At 72.8% G+C, this 20,944-nt stretch carries 20 protein-coding genes and 1 riboswitch; of the genes, 12 read left to right on the top strand and 8 right to left on the bottom strand.

The genetic code is table 11. From position 1 onward, the window contains the following. Positions 1–140: 140 nt before the first annotated feature. Positions 141–1,160 carry a hypothetical protein gene (locus tag AB0F04_RS36625; RefSeq protein ID WP_362050383.1) on the bottom strand — a complete coding sequence of 340 codons (1,020 nt, stop codon included), beginning with the start codon at positions 1,158–1,160 and terminating at the stop codon, positions 141–143. A gap of 160 nt (positions 1,161–1,320) precedes the next feature. On the opposite strand from AB0F04_RS36625, the gene AB0F04_RS36620 reads away from it, so the two are divergent. Next, positions 1,321–1,773 (top strand): DUF4442 domain-containing protein, encoded by a 453-nt coding sequence (locus tag AB0F04_RS36620; RefSeq protein WP_362050380.1) that lies wholly within the window; start codon positions 1,321–1,323, stop codon positions 1,771–1,773. 158 nt (positions 1,774–1,931) lie between these two features. Here AB0F04_RS36620 and AB0F04_RS36615 read toward each other — a convergent pair whose 3' ends face one another. Then, positions 1,932–2,201: a hypothetical protein gene (locus tag AB0F04_RS36615; RefSeq protein WP_362050378.1), complete on the bottom strand. Its 270-nt coding sequence runs from the start codon at positions 2,199–2,201 to the stop codon at positions 1,932–1,934. A 427-nt stretch (positions 2,202–2,628) separates the two neighbouring features. On the opposite strand from AB0F04_RS36615, the gene AB0F04_RS36610 reads away from it, so the two are divergent. The 3 genes from AB0F04_RS36610 (at position 2,629) to AB0F04_RS36600 (ending at position 8,013) form a co-directional block, all read left to right on the top strand. Next, positions 2,629–4,512 carry an RICIN domain-containing protein gene (locus AB0F04_RS36610; RefSeq protein ID WP_362050375.1) on the top strand — a complete coding sequence of 628 codons (1,884 nt, stop codon included), beginning with the start codon at positions 2,629–2,631 and terminating at the stop codon, positions 4,510–4,512. A gap of 420 nt (positions 4,513–4,932) precedes the next feature. After that, entirely contained in the window at positions 4,933–7,317 is a 2,385-nt protein-coding gene (locus AB0F04_RS36605; protein WP_362050372.1) for a phosphoketolase family protein, read from the top strand. A 72-nt stretch (positions 7,318–7,389) separates the two neighbouring features. Then, a complete protein-coding gene (locus AB0F04_RS36600) occupies positions 7,390–8,013 on the top strand; it encodes a DedA family protein (protein WP_362050369.1) in 624 nt (207 codons plus the stop codon). 65 nt (positions 8,014–8,078) lie between these two features. Here AB0F04_RS36600 and AB0F04_RS36595 read toward each other — a convergent pair whose 3' ends face one another. Further along, complete coding sequence (locus AB0F04_RS36595; RefSeq protein WP_362050528.1) at positions 8,079–8,606, bottom strand: gamma carbonic anhydrase family protein; 528 nt, start codon at positions 8,604–8,606, stop codon at positions 8,079–8,081. 112 nt (positions 8,607–8,718) lie between these two features. Here AB0F04_RS36595 and AB0F04_RS36590 point away from each other — a divergent pair, with 112 nt between their 5' ends. Continuing rightward, positions 8,719–9,516 (top strand): DapH/DapD/GlmU-related protein, encoded by a 798-nt coding sequence (locus AB0F04_RS36590; RefSeq protein WP_362050367.1) that lies wholly within the window; start codon positions 8,719–8,721, stop codon positions 9,514–9,516. Positions 9,517–9,525: 9 nt separating this feature from the next. Here the strand turns inward: AB0F04_RS36590 and AB0F04_RS36585 are convergent, their stop codons facing one another. After that, positions 9,526–10,383, bottom strand: coding sequence for a DMT family transporter (locus tag AB0F04_RS36585; RefSeq protein WP_362050365.1), 858 nt, complete (start codon positions 10,381–10,383; stop codon positions 9,526–9,528). A 97-nt stretch (positions 10,384–10,480) separates the two neighbouring features. Between AB0F04_RS36585 and AB0F04_RS36580 the strand changes: the two genes are divergently transcribed. After that, a complete protein-coding gene (locus AB0F04_RS36580) occupies positions 10,481–11,053 on the top strand; it encodes an XRE family transcriptional regulator (protein ID WP_104781916.1) in 573 nt (190 codons plus the stop codon). A gap of 21 nt (positions 11,054–11,074) precedes the next feature. On the opposite strand, the gene AB0F04_RS36575 is transcribed toward AB0F04_RS36580, so the two are convergent. Next, positions 11,075–12,139, bottom strand: coding sequence for a cation diffusion facilitator family transporter (locus tag AB0F04_RS36575; RefSeq protein ID WP_362050362.1), 1,065 nt, complete (start codon positions 12,137–12,139; stop codon positions 11,075–11,077). Between the two features lie 63 nt (positions 12,140–12,202). On the opposite strand from AB0F04_RS36575, the gene AB0F04_RS36570 reads away from it, so the two are divergent. Then, positions 12,203–12,562 (top strand): metalloregulator ArsR/SmtB family transcription factor, encoded by a 360-nt coding sequence (locus tag AB0F04_RS36570; protein ID WP_362050359.1) that lies wholly within the window; start codon positions 12,203–12,205, stop codon positions 12,560–12,562. Between the two features lie 300 nt (positions 12,563–12,862). Here AB0F04_RS36570 and AB0F04_RS36565 read toward each other — a convergent pair whose 3' ends face one another. From AB0F04_RS36565 to AB0F04_RS36555, 3 genes are all read right to left on the bottom strand, one after another. Then, positions 12,863–14,089, bottom strand: coding sequence for a 4-hydroxybenzoate 3-monooxygenase (locus AB0F04_RS36565; RefSeq protein ID WP_362050356.1), 1,227 nt, complete (start codon positions 14,087–14,089; stop codon positions 12,863–12,865). A 22-nt stretch (positions 14,090–14,111) separates the two neighbouring features. Next, positions 14,112–15,716 carry an APC family permease gene (locus AB0F04_RS36560; RefSeq protein WP_362050354.1) on the bottom strand — a complete coding sequence of 535 codons (1,605 nt, stop codon included), beginning with the start codon at positions 15,714–15,716 and terminating at the stop codon, positions 14,112–14,114. Positions 15,717–15,870: 154 nt separating this feature from the next. Further along, positions 15,871–16,299 carry a CoA-binding protein gene (locus AB0F04_RS36555; RefSeq protein ID WP_362050351.1) on the bottom strand — a complete coding sequence of 143 codons (429 nt, stop codon included), beginning with the start codon at positions 16,297–16,299 and terminating at the stop codon, positions 15,871–15,873. An 82-nt stretch (positions 16,300–16,381) separates the two neighbouring features. Then, positions 16,382–16,572, top strand: a riboswitch (cobalamin riboswitch). Positions 16,573–16,640: 68 nt separating this feature from the next. On the opposite strand from AB0F04_RS36555, the gene AB0F04_RS36550 reads away from it, so the two are divergent. The 5 genes from AB0F04_RS36550 (at position 16,641) to AB0F04_RS36530 (ending at position 20,864) form a co-directional block, all read left to right on the top strand. Beyond that, entirely contained in the window at positions 16,641–17,657 is a 1,017-nt protein-coding gene (locus tag AB0F04_RS36550) for an ABC transporter substrate-binding protein (RefSeq protein WP_362050348.1), read from the top strand. A 62-nt stretch (positions 17,658–17,719) separates the two neighbouring features. Further along, the gene (locus AB0F04_RS36545) at positions 17,720–18,712 is read left to right on the top strand and encodes an iron chelate uptake ABC transporter family permease subunit (protein ID WP_362050525.1); all 993 of its coding nucleotides are present in this window, start codon (positions 17,720–17,722) and stop codon (positions 18,710–18,712) included. Further along, on the top strand, positions 18,709–19,506 hold the full coding sequence (locus AB0F04_RS36540) for an ABC transporter ATP-binding protein (RefSeq protein WP_362050345.1): 798 nt from the start codon (positions 18,709–18,711) through the stop codon (positions 19,504–19,506). The genes AB0F04_RS36545 and AB0F04_RS36540 overlap by 4 nt, the downstream gene beginning before the upstream one ends. 102 nt (positions 19,507–19,608) lie before the next feature. Continuing rightward, positions 19,609–20,325 carry a hypothetical protein gene (locus tag AB0F04_RS36535; protein WP_362050342.1) on the top strand — a complete coding sequence of 239 codons (717 nt, stop codon included), beginning with the start codon at positions 19,609–19,611 and terminating at the stop codon, positions 20,323–20,325. Beyond that, positions 20,322–20,864, top strand: a complete 543-nt coding sequence (locus AB0F04_RS36530; protein ID WP_362050339.1) for a histidine phosphatase family protein — start codon at positions 20,322–20,324, stop codon at positions 20,862–20,864. The genes AB0F04_RS36535 and AB0F04_RS36530 overlap by 4 nt, the downstream gene beginning before the upstream one ends. The last annotated feature ends 80 nt before the right edge of the window (positions 20,865–20,944 follow it).

Genomic DNA, 20,944 nt, shown 5'->3' with positions numbered 1-20,944 from the left:
CCGAACCCGCCGGGCAGGAGGAGCGGCGTGACGGCCGTTCCGCGCACGCCCGGTTCGTGAGGGGCCCCCTCCCACCACGCTCCGGTGAGCCGGGTCCGCCCCCCGTCGCAGGGGGGCGGACCCGGCTCCGCCCTTCCGGTTCAGCCGCCGGTCGGCTCGCCGTGCAGGCGGACCGTGCTGAGGATCTTCATGATGGTCTTTTCGGGCACCTCGCCCTTGACGCCCTTGGCGCCGAAGAAGCTCCACGCGACGAAGTCGCCGGCGGAGTTCTTGAAGCCGAACGTGACCGCCTTGCCGTCGCTCGCGCACTTGCCCGTGTCGGGCGTGTTCTCCGAGTGTGCCCAGGCGACACTTCCCTTCACGCCCGAGGCGGTGGTGTAGGGCTTGGCCTTGTCGTCCGTCTTGACGCTCTTCTTGTCCGGCTGGGTGTAGCCGCCGTACACCCACGCGGCCGCCTGGTTGACCGCGACCTCGTCCGTGTTCTTGGCGCCGTCGGCGCCTTTGGTGCCCACCCCGCCGAGGGACTCGGTTTCGGTGCTGCCGTCCTTGTTGTCGTCGCTCGTGCACCACTTGGACTTGTAGAACGCCGGTGCCGACATGAGGATCAGCGGCTTGCCGTCGTCGGACTTCTCGTCTTCGAAGAAGACGTACGACGTGGGGGACGCCACCTCCCAGTCGGCCGGGACGTCGAAGGCCGTGCCCCACTTGGGGTTGATGACGACCTTCCAGCCCTTGACGGTGGGTTGCGCCGCCTCGCCGCCGCGCGGGTTGTCGTCCGAGGCGGGGGCGCTCGGCTCCTCGGCCGGCGGGTTCGTCGTGACCTTGTCGCCCTTGCCGTTCTTGCCGCCGTCGGCCGTGTCGTCCGTGTCGCCGCCCAGCACCAGGAAGCCGGTGACACCGGCCGCCACGACCACCGCCGTGGCCGCGATGATCGCCACCAGCTTCGTCCGGCTGCCGCCACCGCCCTGCGGTGGCTGCGGGGGCTGCGGCGCGCCGGCCGGCCCGGGGGCTCCCCACTGCGGCTGCTGCCCATAGGGGTGGGGCTGCTGCTGGTATCCCGGCTGCTGGTAGGGATTCGGCTGCTGGTACCCCGGCTGCTGGTACGGGTTGTTCGCTTGCGGGTTCTGCTCGCCCCCGGGCGGCTGCTGTCCTGGCCACATGGGCAGCCACCCTAGCCGCGCCCCGGACACGATGCGGTCACCGCCCGTGGACGGAGATGTGGCAACCCGGCGACAGCCGGGTGCGGATGTCGTGCGGAGGGATGCGGTGGTCGTCACACCGGCCTGGCCAGGCGTCTCTACTCGTGAGTAACATTCGGGCATGAGCGCAGACCAGATGTCCATCGGCGAGATGCTCGCCGCCACGGTGCCCATGGCCCGGACCCTGAACCTCCAGTTCCTGGAGACCACGCCGGAGCGGGCGGTGGTGTCGCTGCCGGACCAGGGCGAATACCACAACCACGTGGGCGGTCCGCACGCCGGTGCGATGTTCACGCTCGGCGAGTCCGCGAGCGGGGCGATCGTGCTGGCCGCGTTCGGGGACCAGCTCTCGCGCGCCGTGCCGCTCGCCGTCAGCGCCGAGATCTCCTACAAGAAGCTGGCGATGGGCGCCGTCACGGCCACGGCCACCCTGGGCCGCCCGGCCGCCGAGGTCGTCGCGCAGCTGGACGCCGGTGAGCGCCCCGAGTTCCCGGTGACCATCGCCATCCAGCGGGCCGACGGTGCCGTCACCGGCGAGATGACGGTGGTGTGGACCCTGCGGCCCAACGGCTGACCGGGCGCTGGCGTGCGTGCCGCCCCGGCCGTACGCCGACCCCCTCGCGGGCCGGGCCGCCGTGTCCCGGTGCCCCGGGAGCGCGTCGTCCGGCTTCCCGGCGAAGATCCGGAGCCGGGCCGCGAACTCCATTTGCAGGTCCGGCCGTTCGCAAGCCGTCAGGACCCGTGCGGATGGCCGGCCTCGGCGCCCGTGTCCCGGCGCCCGCCGTTGAGTAGCGCCCCGTGTGCCGTGGCCGTCTCCGGCAGGGCGTCGGTCGGCCGGATGTCGCCGCCCCGGCCCGGCGGGGTGCGCTCCAGGGCGGGGAAGACGGCCTGGTCCAGGACTTGGCGGCCGATGGCGGCGTAGTGCCTGAGTGCCTGACTGCCCGTCGGCTTCGCGACCCGGCCTGTGACGCGGACCCGGCCCTCCTCACGGGCCGGCTCCACAGCGGCCCAGTCGTAACGGCGGACCTGGTCGGGCGGGAACCTCCGTCAGGGTGGCCACGCTGCCGAGCCCGGAGCGTGGTCGACCTGGTCCTCGATGGCCCGCTCGTGGCGGCCGGTGGCCATCAGGGGGCGCGCCGTGGCGGAGGAGATTGTGTGACCAACCGCCTTTGAAGACGCACAACTTGCGGCCCCAGGCGCCCGCGTTTTCGAAAGTCGGTGCGGATACCGTCGGTAACATATCTGAATTCCCAGTGTTTTGAACTCGGGTCATCCGAACTTCTTGTTACCTGTCAGTCGTGTGTGCGAAAGTGAGCCGGCTCACAGTCAAGTCCGCGGCTGACGCGGCATAGGTATGCACCAATCACGCACCTGCTTTCCGACGGACGCGCAATTAGCCTGCCTTCTGCGGCTGGAAGGAAATGGTTCCGTGCAATCCCCCACCCCCCCACGCCCGCCGTACGCGCCACGACCCGGAGCCGGCCCCGCGGAGTCCGACCGCGATCTCCTCGCCCGGGTCCGTGAACCCGCCGAAGGGCCGCGTGTCGTCGCGCTGCTGCTGGCCCGGCACTGGCGCCCGATCTACGAATACGCCGTGATCTGCCTGGCCGCCTCCGAGGATTCCGCGTCGATGGCGGCCGCGGCCGCCTTCCGCAGGGAGCTCGCCCGGCCGGGCGGCGGAGCCCTGCGTCCGCGGCTGCTCACCGCCGTTCGGGAGACGGTCCGGGAGTGGGCCGCCGACGACGGTATTTCCCAAGTGCTGCCGGAACTCCGCAAAACCGTCGGCGCCCGCGGCCTGCGCGCCGCCCGGCCCGGAACACCCGAAAGGCGACGCCTCGCGGAGCGCGCTTTCCGCGGCCTTCCGGGGGCTTCCCAATGCCTGCTCTGGCACACGGACGTCGAGGCCGAACCCATATCCGTACCGGCCGGTCTGCTGGGAGTGGACGCCGGTACCGCGTCGGCCGCCCTGGAACAGGCGCGCGAGCAATTCAGGTCGGGGTGCGTACGCGCCCACCGGGAACTCGCGCCGACACAGGAATGCCGCTACTACAACCGTCTGCTGGACGTTCCCATGCGCCGTGGTGGGGCGCTGCTTCCCGATGTGCAGCGGCATCTCATGGCATGCCGCTACTGCCGCCATGCCGCCGAACAGCTCAGCCATTTCGAGGCCGGTCTGGAAGACCTGCTCACCGAGACGGTGCTCGGCTGGGGAGCCCGCCGCTACCTGGAATCACGGCCGGGCCGCGTCGAGGGCCGGGGCGCCCCGTCCGCCGGAGGACGGCACCGCCTCCGGCCCCGTGCCCTGCCGGCGGACGGCCGGCCCGGGGCGCCGAGGAGGCACGCGAAGGCGCTGGCCGCCGCCGTCGGGGTGACCTCCCTCGTGCTGCTCGCGACCCTGCTCGCCGCCCGGGGCTGGAGCGAGGAGGGCGGCACCGTCGGCCCGCAGGCCACTTGGGGCGCGGCCAGCGGCCACTCCGTCGACCCGGGCAGCGCGGGATCCTCGTCGGCCGGACCGGACTCCGTCGCACCCTCGGCCGCGGCTTCCCCGTCGGCCGCCTCCGCCGGCACCGCCGCCGAAGTGGCCCGGGGCCGGCTGCGCAGCCTGCGCGAGGGCCTGTGCCTCGACGCCCTCGGCGGCCGCACCCGCGTCGGCGCCCGCATCGTGCTGACCGCGTGTTCCACGGGCGGGTCCCAGCAGTGGTCGTACCAGGACGACGGTGTCCTGCGCAGCGCCGCAGACCCCACCCTGTGCCTCGGCTCCGACGCCGCCGAGGGCCCAGTCGCCCTGGCCGGCTGCCTCGTGCACGCGGGAGTCGTCCGCTACGACCTGACCGTGCGCGGTGAACTCCTGCCGCGTGGGGGCAAGGGGCTGGCCCTGGCGCCGGGGAAGGGCCGGGACGTGATCGTCACCGCCCGCGACGGATCCGAGGGGCAGCGCTGGGTGCTGGAACCGGCCGCGGGCTCCGGAGGGCCGGGGGAGTCGCGGGAGAAGCGTGCGCAGGACGCTCCGGGGGAGAGCCGCCGGGAGCGCGAGCAGCGGCCGTACGACGACGCCCCGCCCGGGCGGCGGCCCGTGCCGCCGCGCACCGACCCCGGGGAACTGCCGCAGGAGCGGTACGAGACGCGGTTCGCGCAGGTGGGCTGCTGCGGGGGAGCCGAGTCGGGGGCCGGTGCGACCGCTGGGGCCGGCGGGGCGGGGGCTGAGGGAGCCGGTGGGTCCGCGCCGCAGAGCGGCTCCGGCGTCCTCGGGCGCGCGCCGGCCACCGTCACAGACGCTGTGACGACGCTGCACTCGGCGGTGCGCTTGCCGTAGGGGCCGTGCGCCCCGCACTTGCCGTGGAAGCGGTACTGGGTGGCCGTGCAGGGGCGCCCCGGGCGCGGGCCCCGGCGCGGCGGGCGTACAGCCCGGCAGCCGTAAGCACCGGCCCCTCCGGGCGCAGACACCCCCGGCGCGGGGACCCCGGCACCCGGCTTCCGGCACGGGGTTGCCCGGGCACCCTTGCCCCGGCGCCGTCCCCCCCCCGTCACCGGTTCTTCCCAGGCGCCGGCGCCCCGTCGGCACCCGGGCGCCGGGCACTTCGGTGACTCCGCTGCCCGGGTGCGTCGGAGGCCGCCCGGGGCTTCGAGCCCGCCCGAAGCGTCCGAGTGCGGGATGGCCGGCAGGCGCCTGGCATCGAACCGGAACAAACTGGTACTCCTCCTGAGTCCGCCCGCAGAACCCAGGGAGTCACCCATGCCCGAGGCCCCGCGCCAGGACAGCAGGACCGCGCCGACCGACGAGGAACTGCGCACGCTGGACGCACACTGGCGGGCCGCCAACTACCTGGCGGCCGGTCAGATCTACCTGCTGGCGAACCCCCTGCTCACCGAGCCGTTGCGGCCCGAGCACATCAAGCCCCGGCTGCTGGGCCACTGGGGCACGTCACCCGGGCTGAACCTCGTCCACACGCACCTCAACCGGGTGATCAAGAACCGGGGGCTCGACGCCCTGTGCGTCTGGGGCCCGGGCCACGGCGGGCCGTCGGTCCTCGCCAACTCCTGGCTGGAGGGCAGCTACAGCGAGAAGTACCCGGACGCGTCCCGCGACGCGCAGGGCATGGAGCTTCTGATGCGGCAGTTCTCCTTCCCCGGCGGCGTGCCGAGCCACGTCGCCCCGGAGGTGCCCGGCTCGATCCACGAGGGCGGTGAACTCGGCTACTCCCTCGCGCACGCCTACGGCGCCGCCCTCGACAACCCGGACCTGCTCGTGGCCTGCGTGATCGGCGACGGCGAGGCGGAGACCGGGCCGCTCGCCGGCTCCTGGCACGCCAACAAGTTCCTCGACCCCGTCCACGACGGTGCCGTCCTGCCGATCCTGCATCTCAACGGCTACAAGATCGCCAACCCGACCGTGCTGTCCCGCCTCCCCGAGCAGGAGCTCGACGCGCTGCTGCGCGGCTACGGCCACGAGCCGGTCCACGTGGCCGGCGACGACCCGGCCACCGTCCACCGCACCATGGCCGAGGCCATGGACACCGCGCTCGACCGTATCGCCGCCTCACAGCGCGCCGCACGCGAGCAGGGGGCGACGGAGCGCCCGCGCTGGCCGGTGATCGTGCTGCGCACCCCCAAGGGCTGGACCGGCCCGGCCGAGGTCGACGGCGAGCCGGTCGAGGGCACGTGGCGCGCCCACCAGGTGCCGCTGTCCGGCGTCCGCGACAACCCGGAGCACCTGCGGCAGCTGGAGTCCTGGCTGCGCTCGTACCGGCCCGAGGAACTGTTCGACGCCGAGGGCCGCCCGGTCGCGGACGTCCTCGCCTGCGTCCCCGAGGGCACCAGGCGTCTCGGCGCCACCCCGTACGCCAACGGCGGCCTGCTCATCCGCGACCTGCCCGTCCCGTCCCTGGACGACTTCGCCGTACCCGTCGACAAGCCCGGCACGACGACGCACGAGCCGACCCGGGTCCTCGGCGACCTCCTCGCCCGGATCATGCGCGACACCGCCGGCCGCCGTGACTTCCGCCTGGTCGGCCCGGACGAGACCGCGTCCAACCGGCTCCAGGCCGTCTACGACGCCAGCGGCAAGGCCTGGCAGGCCGGGACCCTGCCCGTGGACGAGCACCTCGACCGGCACGGCCGGGTGATGGAGGTGCTCTCCGAACACCTCTGCCAGGGCTGGCTGGAGGGCTACCTGCTCACCGGCCGGCACGGGTTCTTCTCCTGCTACGAGGCGTTCGTGCACATCGTCGACTCCATGGTCAACCAGCACATCAAGTGGCTGCGCACCTCGCGCACGCTGCCCTGGCGGGCCCCCATCGCCTCCCTCAACTACCTGCTGACCTCCCATGTGTGGCGGCAGGACCACAACGGTTTCTCCCATCAGGACCCCGGCTTCGTCGACCACGTCCTCAACAAGAGCCCCGAGGTCGTCCGGGTCTACCTCCCGCCGGACGCCAACACCCTGCTGTCGGTGGCCGACCACGCCCTGCGCAGCCGCGACTACGTCAACGTCATCGTGGCCGGCAAGCAGCCCTGCTTCGACTGGCTGTCGATCGAGGAGGCCCGGGTGCACTGTGCCCGCGGCGCCGGCATCTGGGAGTGGGCGGGCACCGAGGACGGCACCGAGCCCGACGTCGTCCTGGCCTGCGCCGGTGACGTCCCGACCCAGGAGACCCTGGCCGCCGCGCACCTGCTCCGCCGGTACCTGCCCGAGCTGTCCGTCCGGGTCGTCAACGTCGTCGACCTCGCCCGGCTGCTGCCCCAGGGGGAGCACCCGCACGGCATGAGCGACTTCGAGTACGACGGCCTGTTCACCACGACCAAGCCGGTGATCTTCGCCTACCACGGCTATCCGTGGCTGATCCACCGCCTCGCCTACCGCCGCACCGGCCACCAGAACGTGCACGTGCGCGGCTACAAGGAGGCCGGCACCACGACCACGCCGTTCGACATGGTCGTCCGCAACGACCTCGACCGCTACCGCCTGGTCATGGACGTCATCGACCGCGTCCCGGGCCTGGCGGTGCGCGCCACGGCCGTACGCCAGCGGATGGCCGACGCCCGCACCCGGCACCACGCCTGGATCCGTGAGCACGGCACCGACCTGCCCGAGGTGGCCGAGTGGAGCTGGAACGCCTGAGCCCCGAGGGACGTCCTAGAAGCCGGTAGGCTTCCCTGGGCACGCAGGGAAGCTCAGCGAAAGGAACCGGCGTTGCACGTCCAGGAGTGGCTCGAAACCGTACCCGCGGTCGCCGTATACGCGCTGGTCGGGGTGGTCATCGGCCTGGAAAGTCTGGGCATCCCGCTGCCGGGTGAGATCATCCTCGTCTCCTCGGCGCTGCTCGCGTCCCAGAACGGCCAGATCGACCCCGTCGTCCTCGGCGCCAGCGCCACGGCCGGCGCGATCATCGGCGACTCGATCGGCTATGCCATCGGCCGCAAGGGCGGGCGGCCCCTGCTGGCGTGGCTGGGCGGCAAGTTCCCCAAGCACTTCAGCGAGGGCCACATCGCCACCGCCGAGCGCTCCTTCGAGAAGTGGGGCATGTGGGCCGTCTTCTTCGGCCGCTTCGTCGCCCTGCTGCGCATCTTCGCGGGCCCCCTCGCCGGTGTGCTCCGCATGCCGTACTGGAAGTTCGCCATCGCCAACGTCCTCGGGGGCATCCTGTGGGCCGGCGGCACGACGGCGGTCATCTACTACGTCGGCATCGTCGCGGAGTCCTGGCTGAAGCGCTTCTCGTGGCTGGGCCTGGTGGCGGCGGTCCTGGTGGGCCTCACGTCCATGCTGGTGATCAAGCGCAGGGCGAAGAAGGCCCAGCCCGTGATCGCCGGGGAGTAGCACGCCTTCAGGGGCGCGGGGAACTGCGCGAGCACCCACCCACCCACCCGCACTCGCCGGACAACCTACGCATGGACCTCCCGATGCGCCTTCGCCAACTCGGCGTACATCGTGCCGTTGAGGGTGACGCCCTGCTTCTCCTCCTCCGACAGCTCCCGCCGGACCTTCGCGGGAACGCCTGCCACCAGTGATCCGGGCGGCACCACCATCCCCTGAGGCACCAGCGCCTGCGCGGCGACCAGCGAACCGGCCCCGATGACAGCCCCGTTCAGTACGGTCGCCCCCATGCCGATCAGACAGTCGTCCTCGACCGTCGCCCCGTGCACCACGGCGTTGTGCCCGATGGACACGCGCTCACCCACCGTCACGGGAAATCCGGGGTCGGCATGCAGCGTGCAGTTGTCCTGGACGTTGCTGCTCGCCCCCACGGAGATCGCCTCGACGTCGCCGCGCACCACGGCCCCGTACCAGACGCTCGCCCCCGCCCCCAGCGTCACGCTCCCGATCACCGACGCCGTGGGCGCCACGAACGCCGTCTCGTCGATCTCCGGCTCCCGGCCGCCTATCCCCGTGATCATCGCCCGCTGCGCCATGTCCGCCTCCAGGAACGTCGTAGACAACGCGCAAACCGTACGCCACCCGGTGGGGCGAAGATCACAGGCCTCCGACGCCGCGGGCGGAGCTACCGGTGAGTACCGTGAGGTCGTGCCGAAGCGCAAGAACACGTTCTCATCCTGGCGGCGGGGCCTGACACAGCGCGCCGTCCACGCGGGCTGGGCCTGGCTGCAGCGCACGGGTTCCGTCACCGCCGAGCACCCCGGCCGCTACCGCTTCGGCTCGATGGGAACGAGTACCAGACTGGCCTTCCCGCTCGGCACGGTCTTCGGCGAACCCTGGATCCACCTCGGCTCCCACTGCATCATCGGCGAGCAGGTCACCCTCACCGCCGGCCTGATGCCCGACCTCGACCTCGGCCCCGACCCGATCCTGCGCATCGGCGACGGTGTCGTCCTGGGCCGGGGCAGCCACGTCATCGCGGACATGACGGTCACCATCGGCAGCGACTGCTACTTCGGTCCGTACGTCTACGTCACCTCCACCAACCACTCCTACGACGATCCGCACGAGCCGATCGGCAAGCAGTGGCCGCGGATGGAACCGGTGGAGATCGGGCCGGGCTGCTGGATCGGCACGGGTGCGGTGATCCTTCCGGGCGCCCGGATCGGGCGGAACGTGGTGGTGGCCGCGGGCGCCGTCGTGCGGGGCACGGTGCCCGACCATGCCGTGGTGGCCGGCGCGCCCGCCCGGGTCGTACGCCGCTGGACACCCGCGGACGGCTGGCAGCCGCCGCTGCGCACGCCCGCACCGGTGCCGATACCGGAGGGCGTCACCCCCGAGCAGCTGCGCGCGCTGTCGGACCTGGACGAGGAGACGGCCGCCCGGCTGGCCGAGCTGGACGAGGAGGAGGCGGCCGGTCTGGCGAAGCTGGAGCCTGGTTCCTGAACCGCCGGCTCAGCCCGATGCCAGCAGGACCGTCCCGACGAGGGCGAGCCCCGCTCCGGCGGCCTGGACCGCCCGCAGCCGTTCCCGCAGGACGCCCCGCGCTGCCACGGCCGTCACGACCGGGTACAGGGAGGCCAGCACGGCGGCCACCGTCACCGGGCCGCTTTGCGCGGCGATCGAGTACGTACCGTTCGCCGCGACGTCCGCGAGGCCGACGAAGGCGAGGGCGGGCAGGGAGTGCCAGGGGAAGCCGTCCGCCGGGAGCGCGGGCGATCCGCGCCGCACCGAGACATAGAGGGCCAGTCCGCCCGCGGCGACGTTCGTCACCCGCTGGACGAACAGGGCGAGGAACAGGCCGGTCAGGGTCGTCGACGCTTCGGCGATCAGCGCCATCACCGCGCCGAAACCGAAGGCCGCGAGCAGGGTCAGGGCGATGGCCTGGCGCTGGACCGGGGCTCCACGGAACTGTGGGCCGCCGGCGAGGCACACCCCGGCGACGGCCACCAGGATGCCGGCGAACTGCAGCAGACCGGGGCGCTCACCCAGCATCAGCCCCACCCCGACCGGCACCGCCACACCGATCGAGCCCAGCGGCGAGACCACGCCCATCGGGCCGAGCGCGAGCGCCTTGTAGAAGGCGAGCATCGCCACCGGTCCGACGAGCCCGGCCGCCACGGCGAACCACAGCTGGGGCCCCGTCTCGCTCCAGCCGCCGGTCGCGATCACGAGAGCGCCGAGCACCACCACCGCGATCGACTGCGAGACCACGACCACCGTGAGGGCGGGCGTGCGCCGGGTCAGCAGACCGCCGCCGAAGTCGGCCAGGCCCCACAACAGGCTGGTGGCCAGGGCGAAGAGCGCTGTCATGGGACGGATACCTCGCAGTACAGTGCAGTGAACGATCAGGTCAACCACACCATAGTGCAGTCTGCTGCACTGTGTCATACAGAATATTGGACGGAATGTGTCGGACCTCGACCTGCTGACCCAGTCCCTGGCGCGGAGCGTCAAGCACTGGCGCGCGGTGCGCGGCTTCACCCTGGACGTGCTCGCGGCCCGGGCGGGTGTCAGCCGCGGCATGCTCATCCAGATCGAGCAGGCCCGTACCAACCCCAGCCTCGGCACCGTCGTCAAGATCGGCGACGCCCTCGGTGTCAGCATCACCACGCTGCTCGACTACGAGCAGGGCCCGAACGTCCGCATCGTCCCGGCCGAGCAGGCCGTACGGCTGTGGCACACCGACGCGGGCAGCTACAACCGGCTCCTCGCGGGCACCGAGGCACCGGGCCCGCTGGAGATGTGGGACTGGCGGCTCATGCCCGGCGAGAGCAGCCCGTCGGACCCGCACCCCGCCGGCACGACCGAACTGCTGCACGTCACGGCGGGCGAACTGACCCTCACCGTCGACGGCGTCGAGCACCGCGTGCCCGCGGGCGCCAGCGTCCACTTCGAGGCGAACGTCCCGCACACCTACGGCAACACCGGCGACGCCCCCATGGAGATGGTCATGGCCGTCTCGGTGCCACCCGTGACCTGAGCCCGTGACACGGCCGCCGACCTACGCCGCCATGTGGTGGGCCAGCGGGAGGTGGGGGTCGCTCTCGCCCGGCGCCGGCTCCGGGTCCGCGTGCACCAGGGCCGCGGTCAGACGCGGTACGGCGTGCAGCAGCGTGTGCTCGGCGTCCACGGCGATGCGGTGGGCCTCGCGCACCGTGGCCCCGCCGTCCACCACGACCGCCACCTCGGCGCGCAGCCGGTGGCCGATCCAGCGCAGCCGCAGTTCACCCACCCCGCGCACCCCGGGTACCTCGGCCAGGGCCTGCTCGGCCCGGTCCACCAGAGCCGGGTCGACTGCGTCCATCACCCGGCGGAACACCTCGCGGGCGGCGTCCCGCAGCACCAGGACGATCGCCGCCGTGATCACCAGACCGACGATCGGATCGGCCGCCTGCCACCCCAGGGCCGAGCCGCCGGCTCCCAGCAGCACGGCCAGCGAGGTGAAGCCGTCGGTTCGGGCGTGCAGACCGTCGGCGACCAGCGCGGCCGAGCCGATCGAGCGGCCGACGCGGATGCGGTAGCGGGCCACCCACTCGTTTCCGGCGAAGCCGACGACGGCGGCCACGGCGACCGCCGGGACGTGCTCGACTGGGCGCGGATCGAGCAGCCGGTCGACGGCCGTCCAGCCCGCGAAGGCCGCGGACGCCGCGATCGTCAGTACGATCACCAGCCCCGCGAGGTCCTCGGCGCGTCCGTAGCCATAGGTGAAGCGGCGCGTGGCCGCGCGCCGGCCCAGCACGAAGGCGATGCCGAGCGGGACGGCGGTCAGCGCGTCCGCGGTGTTGTGCACCGTGTCCCCGAGCAGGGCCACCGATCCCGAGACGGCCACGACGACCGCTTGGGCCAGCGCCGTCACGCCGAGCACGGCGAGCGAGACCCACAGCGCACGCATCCCGCGTGCCGAGGACTCCAGGGCGGAGTCGACCTTGTCGGCGGTTTCGTGGGAGTGCGGGGCGAGGAGGTGGGCCATCCGGTGGCGCAGCCCGTGCCGGGAACCGTGCTCGTGCCCATGGTCGTGCCCATGCTCGTGCTGGTGAGAGTGGGCGTGCTCGTGCCGTTCGCTCACGTGGATCCCCTTCCGGTGTGCGCGGGAGTGGACGTACCCGTGCCGTGCCGCCATTATGTGCGTATGAGCGCACGCATGCACCTGTCATCTGCACACGATGCGCATCCGCGCAGCCCGGGCGAGGAGCAGCTCGCCCTCGCCGCGGAGCTCCTCGCCCTGCTGGGGGACCGGACCCGGCTCGCCCTGCTGCACGCGCTGACCGGGGGAGAGGCCGACGTCACGACGCTCACAGAGGCGTGCGGGGCGGCGAGGCCGGCCGTCAGCCAGCACCTGGCGCGACTGCGTCTGGCGGGCCTGGTGACCACGCGAAAGGAGGGTCGCCGGGTGATCTACTCGCTGCGCGACGGCCACCTGCGCAGGCTGGTCGACGAGGCACTGAACGTGGCCGACCACCGGCTCAGCGACCGCCCCCTGCACGACTGAGCGCGGCTCGCTCGGCAGCGCGCCGCACCCTCGACGGGCACGGCTCGCTCCGCGCCGCGGTCCTGGCGAGTACGCGCGCTTAGCGGCGCAGTCCTGACGAGCACGGCTCGCTCCGCGCCGCGGTCCCGGCGAGTACGCGCGCTCCGCGGCGCAGTACCGGCCGGCGCGGCTCGCTCCGTGGCGCGGTCCCGGCCGGCGCGGCTCGCTCCGTGGCGCGGTCCCGGCCGGCGCGGCTCGCTCCGCACCGCGGTCCCGGTCGGCGCGGCTCGCTCCGCGGCTGTTGCCGACGCGACGGTCCGCTCAGTGACGCGCCGCCGTCCCGAGGTACTGCTCGGCGAAGGCGGCCGCCGCGGTGGGAGAGGTGAACAGGCGGCGCAGCCGGGCGAGTGCGGTGCCCGCGCGGAACGCGTCGCCCGTGGCCGTGCCGTGGAACACCTCGGACAGCCACTGCGAGAACTCCTGGTAGTCCCACACGCGCCGCAGGCACGCCTGCTCGTAACCGGCCAGAGCGCTGACGTCACCCGTGGTCAGCCGGGCCACCAAGGCGTCGCCCAGTAGAAAGGCGTCGTGCAGGGCGAGGTTCATGCCCTTGGCGGCGATGGGGGCGACCAGATGGGCCGCGTCACCGGCGAGGTGGAGCCGGCCGTGCACCATCGGCTCGACCACGTAGTCGTGCATGTCCAGCACGCGCTTCTCGATCAGCCGCCCCTCGGTCAGCGGGGGCACGCCGGACGCCCCGAGCCGCCGGCGGAGCTCCGACCAGACACGCTCGTGCGGCCAGTTCTCCGGAGCGTCGCCCGGCGGGCACTGGAGGTAGTAGCGGGTCACCTCCGGGCTGCGGGGCATCTGGCCGGCGAACCCGCGCGGGTGGCAGCCGAACAGCACGCAGTCGGCGGACGGCGGCGCCTCGGCGAGCAGGGCGAGCCAGCCGACGCGGTAGTCGTGCCGCGCGATCCGGACCCGCTCGGGAGGGAGCGAGGCCCGGGTCGCTCCGCGTGCCCCGTCGCACCCGGCGACGAAGTCGCAGTGCACCAGCCGGCGTTCACCCGTCTCGGGGCAGGTGTACGACACCGACGGCCGGTCGCTGTAGACGTCGTGCAGCTCCACGTCCCGGACGCCGAAGCGGATCTCGCCGCCGCGGACGTCGGCGTACTCGCGCACCAGGTCCGTCACCAGCAACGGCTGCGGGTAGACGAAGTGGTGACTGCCGGTCAGCTCGCCGTAGGGGAACCGGTAGCGCTCCCCGTCGAAGCGGAACTCGCACGCGGTGTGCAGTTCCGCCCGGTCCAGCAGATCACGGGCGAGGCCCCGCTTCTCCAGGCCCCGGACGGCCCACTCCTCGATCACCCCGGCGCGGGGCCGCTGTTCGACGAACTCACGGGTCTCCGCCTCCAGCACCAGACAGCCGACGGACGCGGCCCGCAGGATGTTGCCGACGGTCAGACCCGCCGGACCGGCGCCCACGACAACGACTGGGAAGCGTTGCGGGGCGCCGGAGTCGAGGGGCTCGGGGGCTTGGGGCGGCATCCGCACATTATGAAGGTCTGTCTCAGTGGACCGGCACCTCCGTGACCGCAACCTCTTCGATGCTCCGCTCGATCTCCCCGGACAGGGAGGCCGAGGCCCGGGCCCAGTAGTAGATCGCCAGCGAGAACACCGCGACGACCAGGATGTCCCACCACAGTCCGAGGTGTCCCTGGCCGCCGAATCCGCCCTGCCAGGAGATGACGCCCATGCCGAGCAGGTAGACGGGCAGCCACTGGGCGGCCTTCCAGTCGAGCCGGGGAGCGTCGGGCAGGCCCTTGCGCGTGGCGTACCAGGCGTAGCCGCCGAGCAGGACGTAACCGAGGACGATGGCCACGCCGAGCCGCCACAGGGTGTCCCACGTGGACCAGTAGATGATGAGGTTGGCCACCACGAACGACAGCGGAGAGAGGACCTTCCCGCCGGGCAGGCGGTAGGGGCGCTCCCGGTGCGGCAGCCGGTCCGCGAAGACGCCGTAGGCCAGCGGGGCGCCCGCGTACATCAGCACGCTCGCCGAGGTGATGAAGCTGACCAGCTGCTGCCAGCTCGGGAACGGCAGGAAGCAGACCACGCCCGTCACGAAGGACACGATCAGCCCGAACCACGGCACGCCGCGCGCGTCGGTGCGGACGAAGATCTTCGGCGCGTAGCCGTTGCGGGCCAGCCCGTAGGAGACGCGGGACGTGGCCGTCGTGTAGATCAGGCCGGTGCCGCCCGGGGAGACCACCGCGTCCAGGTAGAGCACCACGCTCAGCCAGCCGAGGCCCAGCAGGGTCGCGAGCCCCGCCCACGGGCCGCTGATGCCCGGGTAGTCGAGCTTGGTCCAGCCGTGCACGAACGAGCCCAGCGGCAGGGCGGCGATGAAGACGACCTGGAGCAGGACGTAGATGGCCGCTCCGATGGCGACCGAACCGATCGTCGCGCGCGGCAGGTCCCGCTGCGGGTCGCGGCTCTCGCCCGCCAGCTGGATCGCCTGCTCGAAGCCCAGCAGGGCGAAGATGATGCCGCTGGAACTGACGGCGCTCAGCACACCGTGGGCACCGAACGGCGCGAAGCCGTGCTCGGTGAAGTTGCCCGGGTGGAAGTTGCCCGCCGCGATGATGAAGATCGCCGCCAGCGGTACGGCCACCTTCCACCAGGTGGCGGCGCTGTTGGTGTGCGCCAGGATCCGCACCCCGAGGAAGTTGACGACGACGAACACGGCCATCAGGACGACCGCGACGACGAAGCCGCTCGTCGTCAGCGTTCCGTCCTTCGGGTGCTGCAAGCCCTGCGCCCAGTGCCAGTGCCCGGCGTAGCCGATCATGGCCTCGACCTCGATCGGTGCCACCGTCGCGGCCTGGAGCCAGGAGAACCAGCCGAAGGACATGCCGGCCAGTCCGCCGAACGCGTAGTGCGGATAACGGGCGGTACCGCCGGCGACCGGGAACATGCCGCCCAGTTCCGCGTGCACCAGTGCCAGCAGCACGATCGCCACCGCACCGATGAGCCAGGACAGGATCGCCGCGGGGCCGGCCGCCACGACGGCCTTCTCGGCGCCGTACAACCAGCCCGAGCCGATGATGGAGCCGACCGAGGCCCACATGAGCCCGATCAGCCCGACATCCCGGCGCAGGCCGTCTCTTTCCATGAATTCAGGGGCCTCTCATAGACGAACTCGGAGAGTTCAGTGAGCAAGAGGCCTCAGATTAGGAATGGACTACTCGGCGGCAGAAGACGAGTTGTGCAGCCTTGACCGGGCGCGTCAAGCCTTGACCGGCTGCGGGTGTTTCCTGGGAAACGCTTCAGGATTCCTGTACGCGGTGATGAGGCAGCCGTGGGATCTCGATGGCCGGGCAGCGGTCCATCACCATCTCCAGGCCCGCCGCGCGGGTCCGGTCGTACGCCGCCCCGTCGATCACACCGAGCTGGAACCAGACACCCTGCGCGCCCTTGGCGACCGCCTCGTCCGCGACGGCTCCGGCGAGGTCGCTGTTCACGAACACGTCCACGACGTCCACGTCGAAGGGGATGTCCGCCAGGCTCGCGTACCCCTTCTCCCCGTGCACGGTCTCCGCCTTCGGGTGCACCGGAACGACGCGCTTGCCGAAGCGCTGGAGCACGGCGGCGACGCCGTACGCGGCGCGCTGCCGGTTCGACGACAGGCCCACCACGGCCCAGGTGTCGCCGAGCTCGGTGAGGATCCTGCGGACCGTTGCCTCGTCGCCGTACACCGGCGGCCTCCTCGCAAGTCGTGGACGAGCTGCTCCCCGTTCAACGGCTCCGGGTGCGCGGTGATTCCCGGGACGATCCCCGTGATAGCTTGCCGAAGCCAGTCGAACCCATGTACGTGGGTCAGGGAATCCGGTGCGAATCCGGAACTGACGCGCAGCGGTGAGGGGGACGGGCGGGGCCTCGGCCACTGGACTTCCGCACGGACGTCCGGGAAGGCGCTCCGACCCGGGTGAACCCGAGTCCGAAGACCTGCTGGCGGCCCCCGCGGCCGCACGCGGCGGGGGAGCACCGTACGACCGGGCCCCGCGATCGGGCCCTCGACGACTGAGGACTGGTTCCCGTGCCCCTGGCCCGACCCGCCCGCGCCGCCGTCCTGCTCATCACCGGCTCCCTGCTCCTGACCGGCTGCGGCGGCGGCCCGTCCCCCGACGCGAAGGCCGCCGTCACGCTCACCGACTGCGGGCACGAGGTCCGGGTCGCCGCCCCACCTCGCCGCGCGGTGTCCCTCAACCAGGGCACCACGGAGATCCTGCTCTCCCTCGGTCTCGCCGACCGACTCGCGGGCACGGCCACCTGGACCGACCCCGTGATGAAGGGACTGGAGAAGGCCAACGCCCGGGTGCCGCGCATCGCCGACGACAACCCGTCCTTCGAACGCGTCCTGGACGCCGAGCCCGACTTCGTCACCGCGTCCTTCGTCTCCACCCTCGGCAAGGGGGGCGTCGCCCCCCGCGAGCAGTTCGAGAAACTCGGCGTCCCCACCTACGTCTCCCCGTCCGACTGCGCCGGCAAGGACAACTCGGGCGGCGGCGACGGCGCACGCGACAAGACCCTCGGCATCGGCACCGTCTACGGCGAAGTCCACGACCTCGCGAGCGTGTTCGGCGTGACGAAACGCGGCGACGCACTCGTGGCCTCCCTCCGGCAGCGCATGGCGAAGGCCACGGCGGGCATCGACGCCTCCCACGTCACCCTCCTGTACTGGTTCGCGAACTCCGAGTCGCCCTACATGGCGGGCTGTTGCGGAGCGCCCGGCATCATCACCCGGGCCCTCGGCGCGAAGAACGTCTTCGACGACACCCACGAGGAGTGGCCACAGGTCAACTGGGAGACCGTCGCCGACCGCGACCCCGACGTCCTCGTCATCGGCGACCTGACCCGCAAGTCCCAGACCGCCGAGTCGGCCGCGAAGAAGATCGCTTTCCTGGAGTCCAACCCGGTCACCAGGAACATGGACGCCGTCCGGCACAAGCGGTACGTGCTGCTCAGCGGGCAGGCCATGAACCCGACGATCCGCACCGTCGAGGGCGTGGAACAGGTGGCCGCCGGGCTGCGCAGGTTCGGACTGGTGAAGTGACCGCCCGGGAGCAGGAGCTGCCGGCCGCCGGGCCCGGACCCGGCCGCGGGGCCGGGCTCGCGCTGGGCCTGGCCGGGGCCGTCGCACTCGTGGCCTCCCTCGCCGTGGCCATCACCATCGGCCCCGCCGACCTCGGCGTCGCCGACGTGTGGTCCGTCGTGGCCGCCCATCTCGGCCTCGGCAGCTCCGGGCTGACGCCGATCCGGGACGGGATCGTCTGGCAGCTGCGACTGCCGCGCACCCTGCTCGCCGCCGTGTGCGGGGCCGGACTGGCCGTGTGCGGGGCGGTGATGCAGTCCCTGCTGCGCAACCCGCTCGCCGACCCGTTCGTGCTCGGGGTGTCCTCGGGCGCCTCCACCGGAGCGGTGCTCGTCGTGGTACTCGGCGTGGGCGGCGGTGCCCTCCCGGTGTCCGCGGGCGCGTTCCTCGGCGCCCTGCTGTCGTTCGCGCTGGTGCTGCTGCTCAGCCACACCCTCGGCGGCACCACCGACCGGGTCGTCCTCGCGGGCGTGGCCGCCATGCAGCTCTTCTCCGCGCTCACCTCCTTCGTCGTGATGACCTCCGCCGACGCCGAGACGACCCGCGGCGTGCTGTTCTGGCTCCTCGGCTCGCTCGGCGGCGCCGGCTGGACCGACGTGTGGCTGTGCCTGGCCGTGCTGGCGGTGGCGCTGGTGGTGTGCCTGTCGTACGCCCGGACCCTGGACGCCTTCGCCTTCGGGCAGGACGCCGCCGCCGCGCTCGGGGTGTCCGTCGCCCGGACCCGCCTGGTCCTGCTGTGCGTCACGGCTCTGCTCACGGCGGCTCTCGTCAGCTCGGCCGGGGCGATCGGCTTCGTCGGACTGGTCCTGCCGCACGCCGCCCGGGCCCTGACCGGCCCCGGGCACGCACGGCTGCTGCCGGTCACCGCCCTCGCGGGAGCGGTGTTCCTGGTGTGGGTGGACACGCTGGCCCGTACCGTTCTCGATCCGCAGGAGGTCCCGGTGGGTGTCGTGACGTCGCTGATCGGCGTGCCGGCGTTCGTGGCGGTGCTGTACCGGACCCGGAGGGCGCGGTGAGCGGCGCGGAGACGTCGGCGGGGGAGGGGCTGCGGGCCGACCGGGTCAGCCGCCGTGCCGACGGGCGCCTCATCCTGGACGGCGTCGCCCTCGCGCCGGAGACCGGCTCCACGGTCGGCGTCCTCGGCCCCAACGGCTCCGGCAAGTCCACCCTGCTGAGGCTGCTCGCCGGGCTGCTGCCGCCGTCCTCCGGAGTCGTCACCCTCGACGGCACGCCCCTGGCCGAGCTGCCCCGCCGCACGGTCGCTCGCCGCCTCGCGGTCGTCGAGCAACAAACGGACACCCAGGTCGAGCTGACGGTTCTGGACGTCGTGCGGCTCGGCCGCGTCCCGCACCGCCGCGCCTGGACGCCCTCCTCCGCCGACGACGAGCGGGCGGTGCGCGCCGCCCTGGAGCGCACCGGTCTCGCCGACCGGGCCGGCCGGCTCTGGCACACCCTCTCCGGCGGTGAACGCCAACGGGTGCAGATCGCCCGCGCCCTCGCCCAGGAACCCCGCGAACTCCTCCTCGACGAGCCCACCAACCACCTCGACATCCACCACCAGCTCGACCTGCTCGCCCTGGTCACCACCCTGCCCGTCACCACCGTCGTCGCCCTGCACGACCTCAACCTCGCGGCGATGTACTGCGATCGGGTCGTCGTCCTGTGCGCGGGGAGGGTGGTGGCGGCCGGCCCCGCGGGAGACGTCCTCACGGCGGAGCTCATCGCCGAGGTGTACGGGGTGCGGGCCGCCGTCAGCCGGGAAGGGCCCGCAGGGCGGCCTCATGTGCGGTTCCTCGGCACACTGGACTGAGAGGAACGGCCGTCCACGACGGAGGTCGGCCGATCGCGCCACGGTGGCCGGAAAACGCCCGGCCTGCCTGCGCGGGCCCGCCCGCCCGCCTACGCTCGCCTCGTGCTGCGCATCATCGACGCCCGAACCCGTGAACCGGTCGACGCCGCCCCGGCCCGCCGTGGTCTGACGCGCGTCCAGGTGCACGCGTCGGGCTCCGGCACGACGGACCTGCGGGTGCTGCTCGTCGGGGACCTGCTCGTGCGGACCCTGGAGCTCGGCGGCACACCGGTGTGGGCCCTGCTGACCGGCGGCAACCGGCAGGCGGAGCTGCGCGCGGGCGCCACGACACTCGGCATCCGTGCCTTCGAGGACAGTACCGACGTAGGTGCCGGTCTGGGCGAGTCCCAGGTCGTCCATGTCGCCGCCGAGGGCGAGGCGGTGACCGGCGGGGTGCGGATCGCCGTCGCACCGGTCGAGTCCGGCCCGCCGGATCACAGCGACCCCGCCGCCCTGCGCCTCGCCCTGATCACCCGGCACCACAGCGCCCCCGTCCGGCTGGAACCCGCCGGACTCGACGAGGCCGGCGCCACCCTGGCCCGCTGGCGCACCGCGGTCGCCCGCTGGGCACGACAGCCCTCGCGGCCCGTCCCCGACGGCGTGCGGGAGCGGCTGCGCGAAGCCTGGGACGCCGACCTGGACGTGCCGCGGGTGCTGGAAATCCTGCGCCGGGTCGAGACCGAGCCGGAACTCGCGGACGGCGCCCGCTTCGAGACATACGCCTACGCCGACCGGCTCCTCGGCCTCGACCTCACCCGTGACCTGGGATCGCCGTCATGATCGCCCGCAGCAGCGCCGGCCCGCTGCGCCGCCTGGTCGTGCTGCGGCACGCCAAGTCGGCCTGGCCCCTGGACGTCGCCGACCACGAACGCCCCCTCGCCCCGCGCGGCCGCCGGGACGCCCCCGCGGCGGGACGGGCCCTGGCCGGCGCCGACCTCCTGCCGGATCTCGCGCTGTGCTCCACCGCCGTCCGCGCCCGCCGGACCTGGGACCTGGCCGCTGCCGAGTGGGGCACACCCCCGCCGGTCCGGCACGACCGGCGCCTGTACGCCGCCGGTCCGTCCGGGCTGCTGGCCGTGGTGCACGAGGTGCCCGCCGAGGTGGAGACGCTGCTGCTGATCGGGCACAACCCCGGTCTGGAGGAACTGGTCCTGGCCCTCGCCGGTGACGGCCTCGACGACACCCTGGAGCAGGTCCGCACGAAATTCCCCACCTCTGCGATCGCCGTCCTGTCCTGGCACGGCACGACCTGGCAGGCGCTGGCCCCGGGCGTCGCGCTGCTCACGTCCGTGACCGTGCCCCGGGGGCCGAAGCACTAGTGCCGCGGCAGGCAACGTTCGCCCGGCGCCACAACCTCGAACGCGCATGGCGCATCCGGTAGGCCAGGGTGATGTTCTCC

Origin of the sequence: Streptomyces sp. NPDC029041, assembly GCF_040637515.1 — a bacterium.
In the GTDB taxonomy this organism is placed as follows: domain Bacteria; phylum Actinomycetota; class Actinomycetes; order Streptomycetales; family Streptomycetaceae; genus Streptomyces.
This window is presented reverse-complemented; position numbering and strand designations above follow the sequence as displayed.

Coding starts and splice junctions, on each gene's coding strand:
- AB0F04_RS36625 (WP_362050383.1), bottom strand. CDS start 1,160: ATGTGGCCAGGACAGCAGCCGCCCGGGGGCGAGCAGAACCCGCAAGCG.
- AB0F04_RS36620 (WP_362050380.1), top strand. CDS start 1,321: ATGAGCGCAGACCAGATGTCCATCGGCGAGATGCTCGCCGCCACGGTG.
- AB0F04_RS36605 (WP_362050372.1), top strand. CDS start 4,933: ATGCCCGAGGCCCCGCGCCAGGACAGCAGGACCGCGCCGACCGACGAG.
- AB0F04_RS36595 (WP_362050528.1), bottom strand. CDS start 8,606: ATGGCGCAGCGGGCGATGATCACGGGGATAGGCGGCCGGGAGCCGGAG.
- AB0F04_RS36585 (WP_362050365.1), bottom strand. CDS start 10,383: ATGACAGCGCTCTTCGCCCTGGCCACCAGCCTGTTGTGGGGCCTGGCC.
- AB0F04_RS36570 (WP_362050359.1), top strand. CDS start 12,203: ATGAGCGCACGCATGCACCTGTCATCTGCACACGATGCGCATCCGCGC.
- AB0F04_RS36565 (WP_362050356.1), bottom strand. CDS start 14,089: ATGCCGCCCCAAGCCCCCGAGCCCCTCGACTCCGGCGCCCCGCAACGC.
- AB0F04_RS36560 (WP_362050354.1), bottom strand. CDS start 15,716: ATGGAAAGAGACGGCCTGCGCCGGGATGTCGGGCTGATCGGGCTCATG.
- AB0F04_RS36530 (WP_362050339.1), top strand. CDS start 20,322: ATGATCGCCCGCAGCAGCGCCGGCCCGCTGCGCCGCCTGGTCGTGCTG.